Source organism: Streptomyces sp. NPDC046303, from assembly GCF_055588085.1.
Genome location: NZ_JBVJFA010000002.1, coordinates 38,733 through 53,834, shown reverse-complemented (window position 1 = coordinate 53,834; position 15,102 = coordinate 38,733). Strand labels below are relative to the sequence as shown.

Genomic DNA, 15,102 nt, shown 5'->3' with positions numbered 1-15,102 from the left:
CCGGAGACGCCGGACGCGCCGGTCTCCACGAAGGGTGCGCAGATGCCGGGGCAGCCGTTGCCGCACGAACCGGCCGGGCAGGCCGTCGCCGTCTGGGAGGCGATGAGGTCGGGTCCCCGGCACTTCCTGCGGTCGCGCTGGCCGCTGCGCAGCTGGGCCTACCTGTTCAGCGGTGCGCTGTTCGGCGTGGGCGTGCTGCTGTGCCTGGCCGTGCTGGTGGCCCTCGGGGTGGTCCTGTCGGTGGTCGGGGTGGGTCTGCTGGTGCTGGCGGCGACCGCGCTGCTCGGGATCCCCGTGGCCCGGGCGGAGCGGCGGCGGATGCGGCTGATGGAGCCGTCCGTACCGGCCGATCCGCACGGCCCGCTCCTGGACATGGGTCCCTGGGCCCGGCTGCGGACCAGGCTGCGGGAGCCGGCGACGTGGCGGGAGCTGGGGTACACGGCGCTGCTGGCGGTCGTCTTCGCCGGTGCGGGCCTGGGGGTGACCGCGCTGCTGGCGTTCTCGGGCATGCTGCTGGTCTCGCCCGTGGTGGTGTGGGCGCTGGCACCGGAGACCGTGATGATCATCCCGGGTCAGGCGGTCGGCCATCCGCTGGCCGCGCTGCCGTTCAGCCTCTGCGGGGCCCTGGGAGTGGCCCTGTCCGCGTACGCCGCGGGGATGCTGGCGGGTGCGCAGGTACGGACGGCCTGGTTCCTGCTGGCCCCCCGCGAGGCGCAGGACGATCACAGGGTCATCGAACTGACCCGGTCCCGGGCCCGGCTGGCGGACGCCTTCGAGGCCGAGCGGCGCCGTATCGAGCGCGATCTGCACGACGGCGCCCAGCAGCAGCTGGTGGCCCTGACGATGACCCTGGGTCTGGCCGAGATGGAGCTGGGCGACAAGAGTCCTGCGGCTTCCGAGCTGGTCGCGCGCGGCCGCGGGGAGGCCCGCCGGGCTCTGGACCAGCTGCGTGACCTCGTACGGGGCATCCACCCGCAGGTGCTGACCGATCACGGGCTGGCCGCCGCCGTCGCGGAGGTCGCGCTGCGCAACCCCGTCCCGGTCACCGTGGACATCGACCTGCCGCGCCGGCTGCCGGGCCAGGTGGAGACGATGGGGTACTTCGCCGTGACGGAGGCGCTGGCCAACGCGGTCAAGCACAGCGGGGCCTCCGCGATCTCCGTCGTCGGCCGGCTGGAGGGCGACCGGCTTATCCTGTTGATCACCGACGACGGGCGCGGCGGGGCGGATCCCGACAAGGGCACCGGTCTGTCCGGGCTGGCGGACCGCATGGCGATCCTGCGGGGCCGGCTGCTGGTCTCCAGCCCGGTCGGCGGTCCCACCCAGCTCCGAGTGGAGGTCCCGTGCTCCGCGTAGTCCTTGCCGAGGACGCAGTGCTGCTCCGTGCAGGACTCGTCGAACTCCTGACCCGCAGCGGCCACGACGTGGTCGCCGCGGTCGGCGACGCGCAGGCGCTGGCGCGCGCGGTGGACGCCGAACTGCCCGACATCGTCATCACCGACGTCCGGATGCCCCCGGACTTCCGGGACGAGGGTCTGAAGGCCGCGCTGGAGCTGCGGGCCCGTCACGAGCGGCTGCCCGTCCTGGTGCTGTCCCAGTACGTGGCGACCGCGTACGCCACCCAGCTGGTCAGCGGGGGCGGTACGGGCGCGGCGGGGCTCGGCTACCTGCTCAAGGACCGGGTCGGCGAGGTCTCGGAGTTCCTGGACACCCTGCGGCGGGTCGCCGCGGGCCAGACGGTCATCGACCCCGAGGTGGTCCGGGTACTGCTCCAGCAGCAGACGGCGAGCCGCCCGCTGAACCGGCTCACCCCCCGTGAGCGTGAGGTGCTGACGCTGATGGCCGAGGGCCTGACCAACCAGGCGATCGCGCAGCGGCTGAGCGTCACGGAGGCCTCGGTGGTCAAGCACTCCAGCAACATCTTCATGAAGCTGGACCTGGACCCGGCCGAGGGCAACCGGCGGGTCCTCGCCGTCCTGGCCCACCTGCGGGGCGAATCCGCCTGACGGCGGCGGCGGTTGGGGGCGCGCCGGCCGGACGGGCCGTATGGCCGGGATGCGCCGGAGGGGCCGCACCGTCAGTACCGCCCGTCCTGAATGCGCCCCAGCCAGTCGGCGACGGCCGTGAAGTCGCCCTCGGCCGTGCCGGGACGCGGTACGGCCGAGGCCTCGCCGAGGTCGCCGGCGCGCGGGTAGGAGCCCAGGAAGCGGACCTTGGGAGCGATCCGCTTCAGGCCCATCAGCGCCTCGCCCACCCGCCGTTCGGTGACGTGGCCTTCGGCGTCCATCACGAAGCAGTAGTTGCCGATCCCCTCCCCCGTCGGACGTGACTGGATCAGCATCAGGCTGACGCCGCGGACGGCGAACTCCTGGAGCAGGCCGAGCAGGGCCCCGGGCCGGTCGCCGTCGAGCCAGACCACCACCGAGGTCTTGTCCCGCCCGGTGGGTGCGGCGGGCCTGGCCGACCGGCCGACCAGCACGAACCGCGTCTCGGCGTTCTCGGCGTCGTGGATGCCGGTGACCAGGGGTTCCAGCCCGTAGCGGGCCGCCGCGAACTCCCCGGCGAAGGCCGCGTCGTAGCGGCCCTCCTGCACCAGGCGGGCGCCGTCGGCGTTGGAGGACGCCGACTCCCAGACCGCGTACGGGAGATGCCCGCGCAGCCAGCGCCTGACCTGCGACTGGGCCACCGGGTGACCGGTCACGGTCTTGATGTCCGCGAGCACCGTGCCGGGGCGCGCCAGGAGGGCGAAGGCGATGGGCAGGCGCACCTCGCGGTAGATCATCAGCGGTTCGCCCTGGGCGAGTTCGTCGATGGTGGTGGTGACCCCGCCCTCGACGGAGTTCTCGATGGGCACGAGCGCGGCGGCGGCCTCGCCGCCGCGCACGGCGTCCAGCGCCGCGGGCACCGACACCACGGGGACGAGCTCCCTGGTCGCCGCTTCGGGAAGGGTGTGCAGGGCGGCCTCGGTGAACGTTCCCTCCGGGCCGAGATAGACGTATCGGGTTGCCGACATGCGCGCCACCCTAGGCCTGGCCGGCGCCGCCCCCTGCCGGACGCGGCCCGCCCCGACCTCCCAACAGGCGCTCTGACCTGCGCACTTTCCTCCCAGGGAAACACCTTGCCCGCGACCGTGCGTCCGATCAAGGATGTGGAGGTACGGGCAGCCACACCCTTGATGGTGCGGATAGCCGTACCAGCGGGGGGCCGTCACGAGAGCGGTGGCACACCCTCCGGGCCGCCGTCTGCACCTTCCGCCGGCGTGCCGGAAGACGCACTGCGCGCACACGTCCGTGCCGCCTGGGCAGTGCCGGTCGAGCGATGTCGAGCGATGGGGGAGGACATGAACATGCGGCATGCCGCCGACCTGCTGCGCACCTTGGCGGAGGAACACGCGGTACCCGGCGCCCAGCTCGCCGTGGACACGGGCACGGAGGTGGTGTCCGCGGCCACCGGCGTCACCCGGACCGGGAGCGGCGTCCCCGTGGACTGCGGGACGGCGTTCGCCTACGGCTCCGTCACCAAGGCGTTCACGGCGACCCTGGTGATGCAGCTCGTATCCGACGGCGACATCGGACTCGACGATCCGCTCGCGGACCCGCTGGCCGAGTTCCGGCGGCCGAAGGACGCGGCCGCCGCCGCCATCACCGTCCGCCACCTGCTGTCCCACACCGCCGGACTGGTCTCCGACCACCAGCTCCCCGACCCCGGCGAGCGGTCGCTGGCCCGGTACGCGGCGAGTGTCGCCGCACTCCCCCTGCTGGCCGGACCCGGCAGCACCTTCAGCTACGCGAACACCGGCTACAACCTGCTGGGCCGCCTCGTCGAGGAGGTCACCGGCACGTCCTGGCAGACCGCGCTGGGGGACTTCCTGCTGGGCCCCCTGGACATCCGGCCGCACTTCCTGCACGGCTCCGGCCCGAGCGGCCGCGTACCGGCGGAGGGTCACGCCGTCCGTCCCGGCGAGCGGCAGGCCCGGCCCGTCGGCCTGTACTTACCGCCCACCTGGGCGCCGGCCGGCGGTCTGTGCGGCAGCGCGCGGGACCTGATCTCCTTCGCCCGGCTGCACACCGGTGCCGCCGCCGGCGCCGCCACCCTCCTCGGCCCGCAGGACCGGGCCGAAATGCACACCCGGCAGCCCGCCGCCGACGCCTTCGGGATGGCCGACGGCTGGACCCTGGGGCTCGCCCGGTACGGCGCGGACGGCCACTGGCTGGGCCACGACGGCACCGTGGACGGCGCCACCTGCCACCTGCGCTTCCACCCGGCGACGGGCGCGGCCGTGGCCCTGACCACCAATGCCACCACCGGGACCCGGCTGTGGTCCGGCCTCCTGCGCGAACTGCGCACCCTCGGCCTCGACGTCGCCGACTACACGGGCGCCCTGCCCTCCTCCCCCGTCGCGGACCGCGCCGCGGCGGACCCGGCACCGCTCTTCGGCGACTACGCCAACGGCGACACCGTCTTCTCCGTCCGCCCGCACGGCGGGGGCATCCGGCTGAGCGACCCGTCCGGTCTGCTCGCGGACCTCGTCCTGTACGACGGACTCCACTTCAGCGCGCGGCGTACCGACACCGCCGCCGCGCCCTACCCCGGACGCTTCGTCCCGGACCCCGTCACGGGAGCCGTGCACCTGATGCAGCTGGCGGGGCGATCCGCCACGCGCCTGCGCGGCGTCGACCGCCCCGCGGCCTGAGGGCCGCCGCACCCCTTCGTCCCCTTCTTCTTCCGACTTCCCCCGTTCCGTGCGGCCACCGGCCGCGGGCTCCGGCGCGGAGGTCAGTCCCTCATGGAGGCACAGCTTGACTCGCGCCGCAGCACCGGTTGGCCGGCCCCTGCCCGAGCACGTGGAGTTCTGGCGGAAACAGCTGGACGGGATCACCTCGCTCGACCTGGCACTGGACCGGCAGCGCCCCGTCGTCCGGTCGACCGAGACGTCCACCCACGCGTTCACGGTCCCCGCGGACACCACCACGGCCCTGCGCACGCTCGCCGAGCGCACCGGCACCGGCCTGCTGGAGGTGCTGACCGCCGCCGCCTGGGCGCTGTTCGCCCGCTACTCCGGCCAGGACGACATCGCGGTCGGCACGGTCTCGCCGCGCACCGGGCACACCGTGGTGCTGCGCGCCCCGGTCGATGCCCAGGAGCCCTTCGCCCGGCTGCTCGACCGGGCGGCGCGGACCGTGCGGGACGCCCTGGACCACGACGGGGTCGCCTTCCCCCGGCTGGTGGAGGCCCTGGCGCCGGAGCAGGACACCAGCGTGACCCCCTTCATCCAGACCATGGTCGTCCTGCGGGGCGCGGAACCCGCGCCCGAGGCGCCGTACGACCCGCTCGACCTCGCGCTGGAGTTCACCGAGACCGGCGACACGCTGACGGGGCGCGTGCACTACAGCACGGCCCTGTTCGACGCCGCGACGGCCGGCCGGCTGGGCGGCCACGTGGGCCGGCTGCTGGCGGGCGCGGCGGGCGACCCCGGCCGGGCCGTCGCCACCCTGCCGCTGCTCACGGACGCCGAGTACGAGCGGATGGCGGACGAGTGGAACGCCACCGGCCTCGAGGTCCCGGGCGGCACCTTCCCGGAGCTCTTCGCCGCCCAGGTGGCGGCGCGCCCCGACGCCGTGGCCGTGATCGACGAGTTCGGTTCGCTGACGTACCGCGAGCTGGACGAGCGGGCCAACCGCCTCGCCCACCACCTGATCGCCCGCGGAGCCGGCCGCGACGTGCTGGTCGGCCTGTGCGTGGAGCGCAGCGCCAGGATGATCACCGGGCTGCTGGGGATCATGAAGGCGGGCGCCGCCTACGTGCCCCTCGACGCCAACTATCCGCCGGACCGGCTCGGTTACATGCTCCGGGACTCCGGGGCCGCCCTGATCGTGACGCAGGAGCACCTCCTCGGCAGGCTGCCGGAGACCGATGCCGTCCTGGTCGACCTGGACCGCGACCGGGTGGCCCTGGAGCAGTGGCCGGACACCGCTCCCGCCGCCGCGCCCGCCCCGCAGGACCTGGCGTACGTCATCTACACCTCGGGCTCCACCGGCCGCCCCAAGGGCGTCCTCGTCTCACACGCCGGGATCGGCAACCTGGCCGCCGTGCAGGCCGCGCACGTCGACGTCACCCCGGACAGCCGTGTCCTGCAGTTCGCCTCGTCCAGTTTCGACGCGGCGTTCTGGGAGATCTGCATGGGCCTGCTCAACGGGGCCGCGCTCGTCATGGGTTCCGAGGAGGCGCTGCAGCCGGGCGAGCCGCTGGCCGCCTACACCCGCAAGCACGGCGTCACGCACGCCACCCTGACCCCCACCACCGTGGCCGTACTGCCCGAGGGCCGCGGCCTGCCCGAGGGGGCCACCCTGATCGTCGCCGGCGAGGCCAGCACGGGCGCCCTGGTGGAGCGCTGGTCCGCCGGACGCCGGATGATCAACGCGTACGGGCCCACGGAGAGCACGGTGTGCGCGACGATGAGCGGCCCGCTCGGCGGCGCGGCCGTCCCGCCGATCGGCGCCCCGATCGCCAACACCCGCATCCACGTGCTCGACAGCGCGCTGCGGCCCGTGCCGGCCGGGGTCCGCGGCGAGCTGTACATCGCCGGGACCGGACTGGCCCGCGGCTACCACGGCCGCCCCGGCCTCACCTCGGAGCGCTTCGTCGCCGACCCCTTCGGCGCACCGGGCAGCCGCATGTACCGCACCGGCGACGTGGCCCGCTGGAAGGGCGACGGCACCCTGGAGTACCTGGGCCGGGCGGACGACCAGGTCAAGGTCCGCGGCTTCCGCATCGAACTGGGGGAAATCGAGGGCGCGCTGGCCCGGCGGCCGGACGTGGCGCAGGCCGTCGTCATCACGCACAACACCAACCTGCTGGCGTACGCGGTGCCTTCGGGCCGGGCTCCGCTCGCCGCCGAGACGCTGCGCGACTACCTGGCGGAGCGGCTGCCGGAGTACATGGTCCCCTCGGCGGTCGTGGTGCTCGACGCCCTCCCGCTGACCCCCAACGGGAAGGTGGACCGGCGCGCGCTGCCCGCGCCCGGTCCGGCGCAGGCCGCCGACAGCGCGTACGCCGCCCCGCGCAACGCCGTGGAGGAGACCATCGCCGGGGTCTGGGCGGAGGTCCTCGACCTCGACCGGGTGGGCGTCCACGACGATTTCTTCGCCCTGGGCGGCAACTCGATCCTCTCCGTCCGGGCCGCCGCCCGGCTGCGCGAGGCCCTGGGCATCACCCTGTCCCTGCGGGTGCTCTTCGACACCCCCACGGTGGCCGCGCTCGCCGCCTCGGTCGGCTCCGCCGAGCGGGCGGCGGAGATCTCCATCCCGCGCGTCTCGCGCGAGGGCCTGCTGCCGATGTCGTACGGGCAGCGGCGGATGTGGTTCCTGGAGGAGTTCGACCCCGGGAGCGCCGAGTACCACACCGCCTTCGGGCTGCGGCTGACCGGCCGCGTCGACGCGCGGGCGCTGCGGGCCGCGGCCGGCGACCTGACGGACCGACACGAGGCGCTGCGGACCACCTTCGGCGTGGTCGGCGGCCAGGGCGTCCAGGTGGTCCACCCGTCGCTGGCGCCCCAGTGGAACAGCGCCGACCTGTCCGGCACGGCCGCCGGGCTGCGCGAGGAGCGGCTGCTCGAACTGGTGCGCGCCGAGCACGCCCGCCCGTACGACCTGCGGAACGGGCCGCTGGTACGGCTCCTGCTCGTCCGGCTGTCGGACGAGGAGCACGTCCTGGTCGTGGGGATCCACCACATCGTCACCGACGGCTGGTCCACCGGCGTGGTCTCGCGCGAGCTGGGCGAGCTGTACGCGGCCCGGGTGCGCGGGGAGCGGCCCGGCCTGGCCGAACCACCGGTGCAGTACGCCGACTTCGCCGCCTGGCAGCGCGGCCGGATCGAGGACAGCGGCGTCGTGGGCCGGCAGGCCGACTGGTGGAAGGAGCGGCTGGCGGGCATCACCCCGCTGGAGCTGCCCACCGACCGGCCCCGGCCGCTGGTGCGCTCCACGGCGGGCGCCGAGTTCCTGTTCGAGGTGGCGCCGGAGACGGTCGCCAAGGCCCGGGCCCTGGCCGGGGAGCGGAGCGCCACGCTGTTCATGGTGCTCACCGCCGCCGTCAAGGCCGTGTTCGCCCGGCACTCGGGCCAGGAGGACATCGCCATGGGCACGGCCACCTCCGGGCGCGGCCACCGCGATCTGGAGCAGCTCGTCGGCTTCCTGGTGAACACCGTCGTCCTGCGCTCGCGCGTGGACCGTGCCGCGTCCTTCGGGGTGCTGCTCGACCGGGTCAAGGAAACCGTGCTCGACGCGTTCGCACACGAGGACCTGCCGTTCGAGCGGCTGGTGGAGGTGGTGCAGCCCGAGCGGGACGCCGGCCGTACGCCGCTGATCCAGACGATGGTCGTCCTGCAGAACGCCCCCGGGGGCGAGGTGCGGATGCCCGGTCTCCAGGTCGCACCTCACCCGGTGGAGCACCATGCCGCTCCCTTCGACCTCACCCTGGAGTTCACCGAGCACGGTGCGGGGATCGCGGGCCGGATCATCTACAGCACGGCCCTGTTCGACGAGGCGACGGTCGCCCGGCTGGCCGGGCACCTGAACGTCCTGCTCGACGCGGCCGGCGAGGATCCCGACCGGCCCGTGGCGCAGCTCCCGATGCTGTCGGGCGCCGAGTTCGAGCAGGCCGTCCACGGCTGGAACGACACGCGGCGCCCGCTGCCCGAGGCTTCGCTGCCGGAGCTCTTCGCCGCGGTCGCGGCCGAGCGGCCGGAGGCCGTGGCCCTCGTGTCGGGCCCGGAGCGGCTGACGTACGGCGAGCTCGACGCGCGCGCCAACCGGCTCGCCCACCGGCTGGCCGCCGCGGGCGCGGGCCCCGAGGTGCTGGTGGGCCTGTGCCTGGAGCGCGGAGCGCAGGCCGTGGTGGCCCTGCTCGCCGTCCTCAAGGCCGGGGCGGCCTACGTCCCGCTGGATCCCGGCTATCCGCAGCAGCGCCTCGCGTACCTGGTCCGGGACGCCGGTGTCCGGCTCCTCCTCACCCGGGAGGGGCTGCGCGACCGGCTGCCGGACACCGGCGCCGGCGTGCTCACCGTGGACGGCCCCGACGGCCCCGGCGGCGCCGACGGCCCGTTCCCGGCCACCGCGCCCGAGGTGGCGCACTGCCCGGACCAGCTGGCCTACGTGATCTACACGTCCGGTTCCACCGGGGCCCCCAAGGGGGTGATGACCTCGCACCGCGCGGTGGTCCGGCTGGTGCGCGAGTCCGGCTTCCTGGACGTCGGGCCGGGGGACGCGGTCGCCCAGTTCGCCTCGCTGTCCTTCGACGCCTCGACGCTGGAGGTGTGGGCGGCGCTGCTGCACGGTGCGCGGCTGGCCGTGCATCCGCCGGCCGCGCCGACCGGCAGCGAGCTGGGGGCGTTCCTGCGGGAGCACGGAGTGACCCATCTGGCCATCGCGGCCGGCCTGTTCCACCAGGTCGTCGACGACGACGTGCACGCCCTGCGCGGGCTGCGGCAGGTCATCGCCGGCGGCGACACGGTCTCCCCCGAGCACTGCGCCCGGGTGCTGGCGGCGCATCCGCGCCTGCGGCTGCACAACGGCTACGGGCCGACGGAGGCGACGTCCCTCACCACGGTGCACGAGCTGGGGGCGGACCTCGACACGGCCTCCCCGGTCCCGATCGGCATGCCCATCGGGAACACCCGGGTGTACGTGCTGACGCCGGACCTGGAGCCGGCCCCGGCCGGGGTGCCGGGAGAGCTGTACATCGCCGGACCCGGCCTGGCCCGCGGCTACCTCGGCCGGGCGGGCCTGACCGCGGCGCAGTTCGTCGCCGATCCGTACGGCACACCGGGCTCCCGGATGTACCGGTCGGGCGACCTGGCCCGCCGCCGGTCGGACGGTGCGGTGGAGTTCCTCGGCCGGGCCGACGGCCAGGTCAAGATCCGGGGATTCCGCATCGAACTCGGCGAGGTGGAGAACGCGCTGAAGCAGCACCCCGCCGTGACGGACGCCGTCGTCGTCCCGTACGAGGGGGACTCGGGACACCGCCGGCTGGTCGCGTACCTCGTCTCCGGCCATGAGGTGCCCGCCGGGGAGCTGCGCGCCCACCTCGCCGCTTCCCTGCCCGCGTACATGGCGCCTTCGGTGTTCGTGCCCCTGGACCGGCTGCCGCTCACCGCGAACGGCAAGGTGGACCGGGGACGGCTGCCGGAGCCGGAGGGCGCCGCGGGGCGGCCGGGCGGTCCGGCGTACGTGGCGCCGGCGGGCGCGACGGAGGAGATCCTGGCGGCCGTGTGGGCCGAGGTGCTCGGCGTCGAACGGGTCGGGGTCCACGACAACTTCTTCGACCTGGGCGGCGACTCGATCCTCTCGCTCCAGGTGGTGTCGCGGGCCCGGCAGGCGGGTCTGCAGCTGACCTCGAAGCTGTTGTTCGTCCACCAGAGCATCGCCGCCCTGGCGCCGGCCACCGGCGTGGCCGCGGACGCGCGCGCCGAACCCTCCGAGGTCTCCGGGCGGGTGGAACTCACGCCGATCCAGCGGCGGTTCTTCGAGGACCACCCCGAAGGACCGGACCACTACACGATGTCCGTCCAGCTGGAGCTGGCCTCCGACACGGACCCGGCCCTGCTGGAGCGGGCCCTGGCCGCCGCGGTCGCCGGGCACGACGCCCTGCGCATGCGGCTGACGCACGAGGGCGGCACGTGGGTCCAGGAGTACGGCGAACCGGCCGCGACGGCCCTGCTCACCGTCCGGGACCTGTCCGGTCTCGAGGAGTCCGGGCAGGGCGCGGCCGTCGAGGGGGCCGCCCTCGCGGCGCAGAGCTCGCTGGACCTCGCCACCGGCCGCCTGGTGAAGGGCGTGTTCTTCCGGCTGGGCGCGGGACGGCTGCCGCGGCTGTTCCTCACCGCGCACCACCTCGTGATGGACGGGGTGTCCTGGCGCGTGCTCCTCGAGGACCTGTCGGCCGCGTACACGCGGTTCGCGCAGGGCCGTCCCGCCGAGCCGGCCGTCCGGACCAGCAGCTACCAGCAGTGGTCGCAGCGGCTGGCCGAGCACGCCCGCGACGGCGGCTTCGCGGCCGAACTGCCGTACTGGCGGGGCGTTCCGGCGGGCGCCGCGGTGCCGCGCGACGGGACGGCGCCGAACACCTTCGGCTCCTCCTCGACCGTCTCCGCCGTGCTCGGCAGGGCCGAGACGAAGGCGCTGCTCCACCAGGTGCCGTCGGCCTACCGCACCCAGATCAACGACGTGCTGCTGACGGCGCTGGGCCGGGTCCTGCACCGGTGGTCCGGGGCGCCGGTCACCATCGCGCTGGAGGGGCACGGCCGCGAGGACCTGTTCGAGGACATCGACCTGTCGCGGACCGTGGGCTGGTTCACCACCGCCTTCCCGGTCGCCCTCGACGTGCCCGGGGAGGACTGGGGCAGCGGCCTGAAGGCCGTGAAGGAGCGCATCCGCGCCATCCCGCACCGCGGCCTCGGGTACGGGGCGCTGCGCCACCTGGCTCCGGAGGGCTCCGGGCTCCCCGGGGACGCGGCCCGCGCCCCCGCGATCAGTTTCAACTACCTGGGGCAGTGGGACGGTTCGACCAGCACGGACGGGCTGATCCGCAAGCGGCTGCCCGGCCTCGGCCGGGACCAGGCCGCCGGTCTGCCCCGCCCGCACCTGATCGACGTCGTGGCCGCGGTCAGCGACGGCGAGCTGCGGATCGACTGGATCCACTCCCCCGGCAACCACACCCCGCAGACGGTCGAACGGCTCGCCGCGGAGTTCCTGGCGGCGCTGCGCGAGGTCATCGCGCACTGCCTGGCCGAGGGCAGCGGCGGCGCCACCCCCTCCGACTTCCCGCTGGCCGGCCTCGACCAGGCCGGCGTGGACCGGATCGCGGGCGACGGCCGGGACGTGGAGGACATCCATCCGCTGACCCCGATGCAGGCCGGCATGCTCTTCCACACCCTCGCCGATCCCGCCTCGCCCACCTACTTCGAGCAGATGACGTACGTGCTCGAGGGTGTCACCGAGCCGGACCTGCTGGCGGCGGCCTGGCAGCAGACCGCCGACCAGCTGGGCGTGCTGCGCGCCCACGTGGTCTGGGAGGGCGTGGACCGGCCCCTGATGGTGGTGCGCCGCCGTGCCGCGCTGCCCGTGGAGCGGCTGGACTGGCGGGGGGCGTCCCGGCGGGAACAGGAGCGGGCGCTGGCGGAGCTCCTGGCCGCGGAGCGGGCCCGGGGGGTGGACCTGTCGGCGGCTCCGCTGATGCGGCTGGCGCTGATCCGGCTCACCGACAGCTCGGTCCGGGTGGTGTGCTCCTTCCACCACCTGCTGCTCGACGGGTGGAGCGCCTTCTCCGTCCTGTCCCAGACGCACAGCGGGTACGGTGCGCTCGCGGCGGGCAGGGCGGCCGCGGCCCCCGCCCGGCAGCCGTTCCGGGCGTACGTGGAATGGCTGGAGCGGCAGGATCCAGCGCAGGCCGAGTCCTACTGGCGCGAGCGGCTGGCCGGAGCCGCCGGGCCGACGGCGCTGCCGTACGACCGCAGTCCGCGTACGAGCCACTCGGCGCGCTCCACGGGCCGGCTGGCGACCCGCCTGTCCCCCGCCGCGTCCGAGGCGCTGTTCACCTTCGCCCGCAGCCGCCGGCTGACCGTCAACACGCTGGTCCAGGCGGCCTGGGCGCTGCTGCTCTCGCGGTATTCCGGTGAGCGGGACGTGGTCTTCGGTGCCACCGTCTCGGGACGGCCCGCGGACCTGCCGGGTGCGGACTCGATCGCGGGCATGCTGATCAACACGCTGCCGGTGCGGGTGGACGTCGACGGCGGGGCCCCGGTGGCCGAGTGGCTGGACCGGCTGCAGCGCGAGCAGGTGGAGGCGCGCCAGTACGACTACGTGGCGCTGCCGCGGATCCAGGGCTGGAGCGGCGCCGCCCCCGGCACCAGCCTGTTCGAGAGCCTGGTCGTCTTCGAGAACTATCCCCGGGAGGACCGGCCCACGGGGGACAGCGGCCTGGTGCTGAAGGGGCTGGAGGGCATGGACATCACCAGCTTCCCGCTGAATCTGCTGGCCTACACCGACGAGGCGTTCGCGTTCACGCTCGCGTACGACCCGGCGCTGTTCGAGGAGGCGACGGTCCGGCACCTGGCCGGGCACTTCACCGCCCTGCTGACCGGACTCGCCGACGACGGCGGCACCGCCGGGCGGTCCGTCGCCGAGGTGCCGATGCTCACCGGCGGCGAGTTCGAGCGGGTGGTGCGCACGTGGAGCGCGCCCGAGCGGCCCGCCGTGCCGGACGGCTGCCTGCACGAGCGGATCGGCCGGCAGGCCGCCGCCACCCCGGACGCGGTCGCGGTCTCGGCCTCCGGCCGCTCGCTGACCTACCGGGAGCTGGACGAGGCGGCCAACCGGCTCGCCCACCACCTGATCTCCCTGGGCGCGGGCCCGGGCAGCACGGTGGGCCTGTCGGCGGGACGCGGCACCGACCTCGTGACGGGCCTCCTCGGCATCATGAAGTCGGGTGCGGCGTACGTGCCGCTGGACCCGGCGTACCCGGCGGAGCGGCTGGCGTTCATGCTGCGCGACTCGGGTGCGGCGATCCTGGTCGGCGACGGCAGCGACCCCGCCGGGGCGGTCGCCGGGGCGGTCGCCGAGGGGGTGACCGTGGTCGATCTGCACGGCGACCGGGCGGCCCTGGCGCGGCGGCCCGCCTCCGCGCCCGAGGTGGCGGTGTCCGGGGAGGACCTCGCGTACGTGATCTACACCTCGGGCTCCACGGGACGGCCCAAGGGCGTGGCGGTGGAGCACCGTTCGGTGCTGAACCTGCTCGAGAACGCCCGGCCCGCCTACGGGTTCGGCGAGCGCGACGTGTGGAGCGCCTTCCACAGCTACGCCTTCGACGTCTCCGTCTGGGAGATGTGGGGGTGCCTGTCCTCGGGCGGCCGGCTGGTGCTCGTCGACCGGGACTGGGCGCAGCAGCCCGAGGCCGCCTGGGCGCTGCTGCGGGAGGAGGGGGTGACGGTGCTGTGCCAGACCCCCTCGATGTTCCGCGCCCTGGTGGAGAGCGCGGCCGCGGCCGGCAGCCCGGACCTGCCCGGCCTGCGCTGGGTGATCCTGGCGGGCGAGGCCCTGGAGCCGAAGCACCTGGGCACGTGGTTCGACCGCTTCGGCGGCGGGCCGGCCCGGCTGGTGAACATGTACGGCCCCACCGAGGCCACGGTGTACGTGACGCGCCAGGAGATCACGGCCCAGGACGTGGCCGACGGCGGCCCGATGGCCGTGGGACGGCCCCTGCCCGGCTACCAGGTGCTGCTGCTCGACGCGGCGGGCCGGCCGGTGCCGGTCGGGGTCACGGGCGAGCTGTACATCGCCGGCGCCGGTCTGGCCCGCGGCTATCTGGGCCGGCCGGAGCTGACCGCGGAACGGTTCCCCGCCCATCCCCTCGGCGGCGCGGCCGGGCCCGGGGAGCGCGTGTACCGCTCGGGGGACCTGGCGCGGTGGCGGGCGGACGGCGCCCTGGTCTACCTGGGGCGCGCGGACGGGCAGGTCAAGATCCGCGGCTTCCGGATCGAGACCGGCGAGATCGAGGCCGCGCTCGTCGCGCACCCGCGGATCACCGACGCGGCGGTCACGGCCCGTGCGGACGGCGACCGCACCTTCCTCGTCGGCCATGTCGTGGCGCCGGGCTGGAGCGAGCCGGACCCGGCGGAACTGCGCGCCCATCTGCTCACCCTCCTGCCCGAGTTCATGGTGCCCGCCGTGTTCCTCCCGCTGGACGGGCTGCCACTGACCCCGAGCGGCAAGGTGGACCGGGCGGCCCTGCCCGCTCCGGAGGGCCGGGTCGCCGGCGGGCAGGCGTACGAGGCACCGCGCACGGCGACCGAGGAGGTGCTGGTGCGGATCTGGCAGGAGCTGCTGGGCACCGAACCCGTCGGCGTGCACGACGACTTCTTCGCGTCCGGCGGTGACTCGCTGCTGGCGGTGCGCATGGCCTCCCGCATCAACGCCGCCTTCCTCACCGACCTTTCGCCCCGAACCCTCTTCGACCGGCCGACGGTCGCCGAGACCGCGCACGAGATCGAGGACCGGATCCTCGCGGAGCTGGAGACCGGCGACGCCGCTCCGTGACGCGGGCCCTGCC

At 74.8% G+C, this 15,102-nt stretch carries 5 protein-coding genes; 4 read left to right on the top strand and 1 reads right to left on the bottom strand.

Going from position 1 to position 15,102, the window contains the following annotated elements; all coding sequences use genetic code 11:
* Window positions 1–42: 42 nt before the first annotated feature.
* Together ACZ6I1_RS02030 and ACZ6I1_RS02025 are read left to right on the top strand one after the other, a co-directional pair.
* Window positions 43–1,356, top strand: coding sequence for a sensor histidine kinase (locus ACZ6I1_RS02030; RefSeq protein ID WP_469282069.1), 1,314 nt, complete (start codon window positions 43–45; stop codon window positions 1,354–1,356).
* Entirely contained in the window at window positions 1,344–2,006 is a 663-nt protein-coding gene (locus tag ACZ6I1_RS02025) for a LuxR C-terminal-related transcriptional regulator (protein ID WP_469282067.1), read from the top strand. The genes ACZ6I1_RS02030 and ACZ6I1_RS02025 overlap by 13 nt, the downstream gene beginning before the upstream one ends.
* Before the next feature lie 71 nt (window positions 2,007–2,077).
* On the opposite strand, the gene pheA is transcribed toward ACZ6I1_RS02025, so the two are convergent.
* Window positions 2,078–3,013, bottom strand: a complete 936-nt coding sequence (gene pheA / locus ACZ6I1_RS02020) for a prephenate dehydratase (protein WP_469282065.1) — start codon at window positions 3,011–3,013, stop codon at window positions 2,078–2,080.
* Window positions 3,014–3,340: 327 nt separating this feature from the next.
* Between pheA and ACZ6I1_RS02015 the strand changes: the two genes are divergently transcribed.
* Together ACZ6I1_RS02015 and ACZ6I1_RS02010 are read left to right on the top strand one after the other, a co-directional pair.
* Entirely contained in the window at window positions 3,341–4,693 is a 1,353-nt protein-coding gene (locus ACZ6I1_RS02015; RefSeq protein WP_469282063.1) for a serine hydrolase domain-containing protein, read from the top strand.
* A gap of 106 nt (window positions 4,694–4,799) precedes the next feature.
* The gene (locus ACZ6I1_RS02010) at window positions 4,800–15,089 is read left to right on the top strand and encodes an amino acid adenylation domain-containing protein (protein ID WP_469282061.1); all 10,290 of its coding nucleotides are present in this window, start codon (window positions 4,800–4,802) and stop codon (window positions 15,087–15,089) included.
* Window positions 15,090–15,102: the final 13 nt, after the last annotated feature.

Bases quoted from the DNA above. Each gene is read 5' to 3' on its own strand.
- ACZ6I1_RS02030 (WP_469282069.1), top strand. From the start codon at position 43: ATGCCGGGGCAGCCGTTGCCGCACGAACCGGCCGGGCAGGCCGTCGCC.
- pheA (WP_469282065.1), bottom strand. From the start codon at position 3,013: ATGTCGGCAACCCGATACGTCTATCTCGGCCCGGAGGGAACGTTCACC.
- ACZ6I1_RS02015 (WP_469282063.1), top strand. From the start codon at position 3,341: ATGAACATGCGGCATGCCGCCGACCTGCTGCGCACCTTGGCGGAGGAA.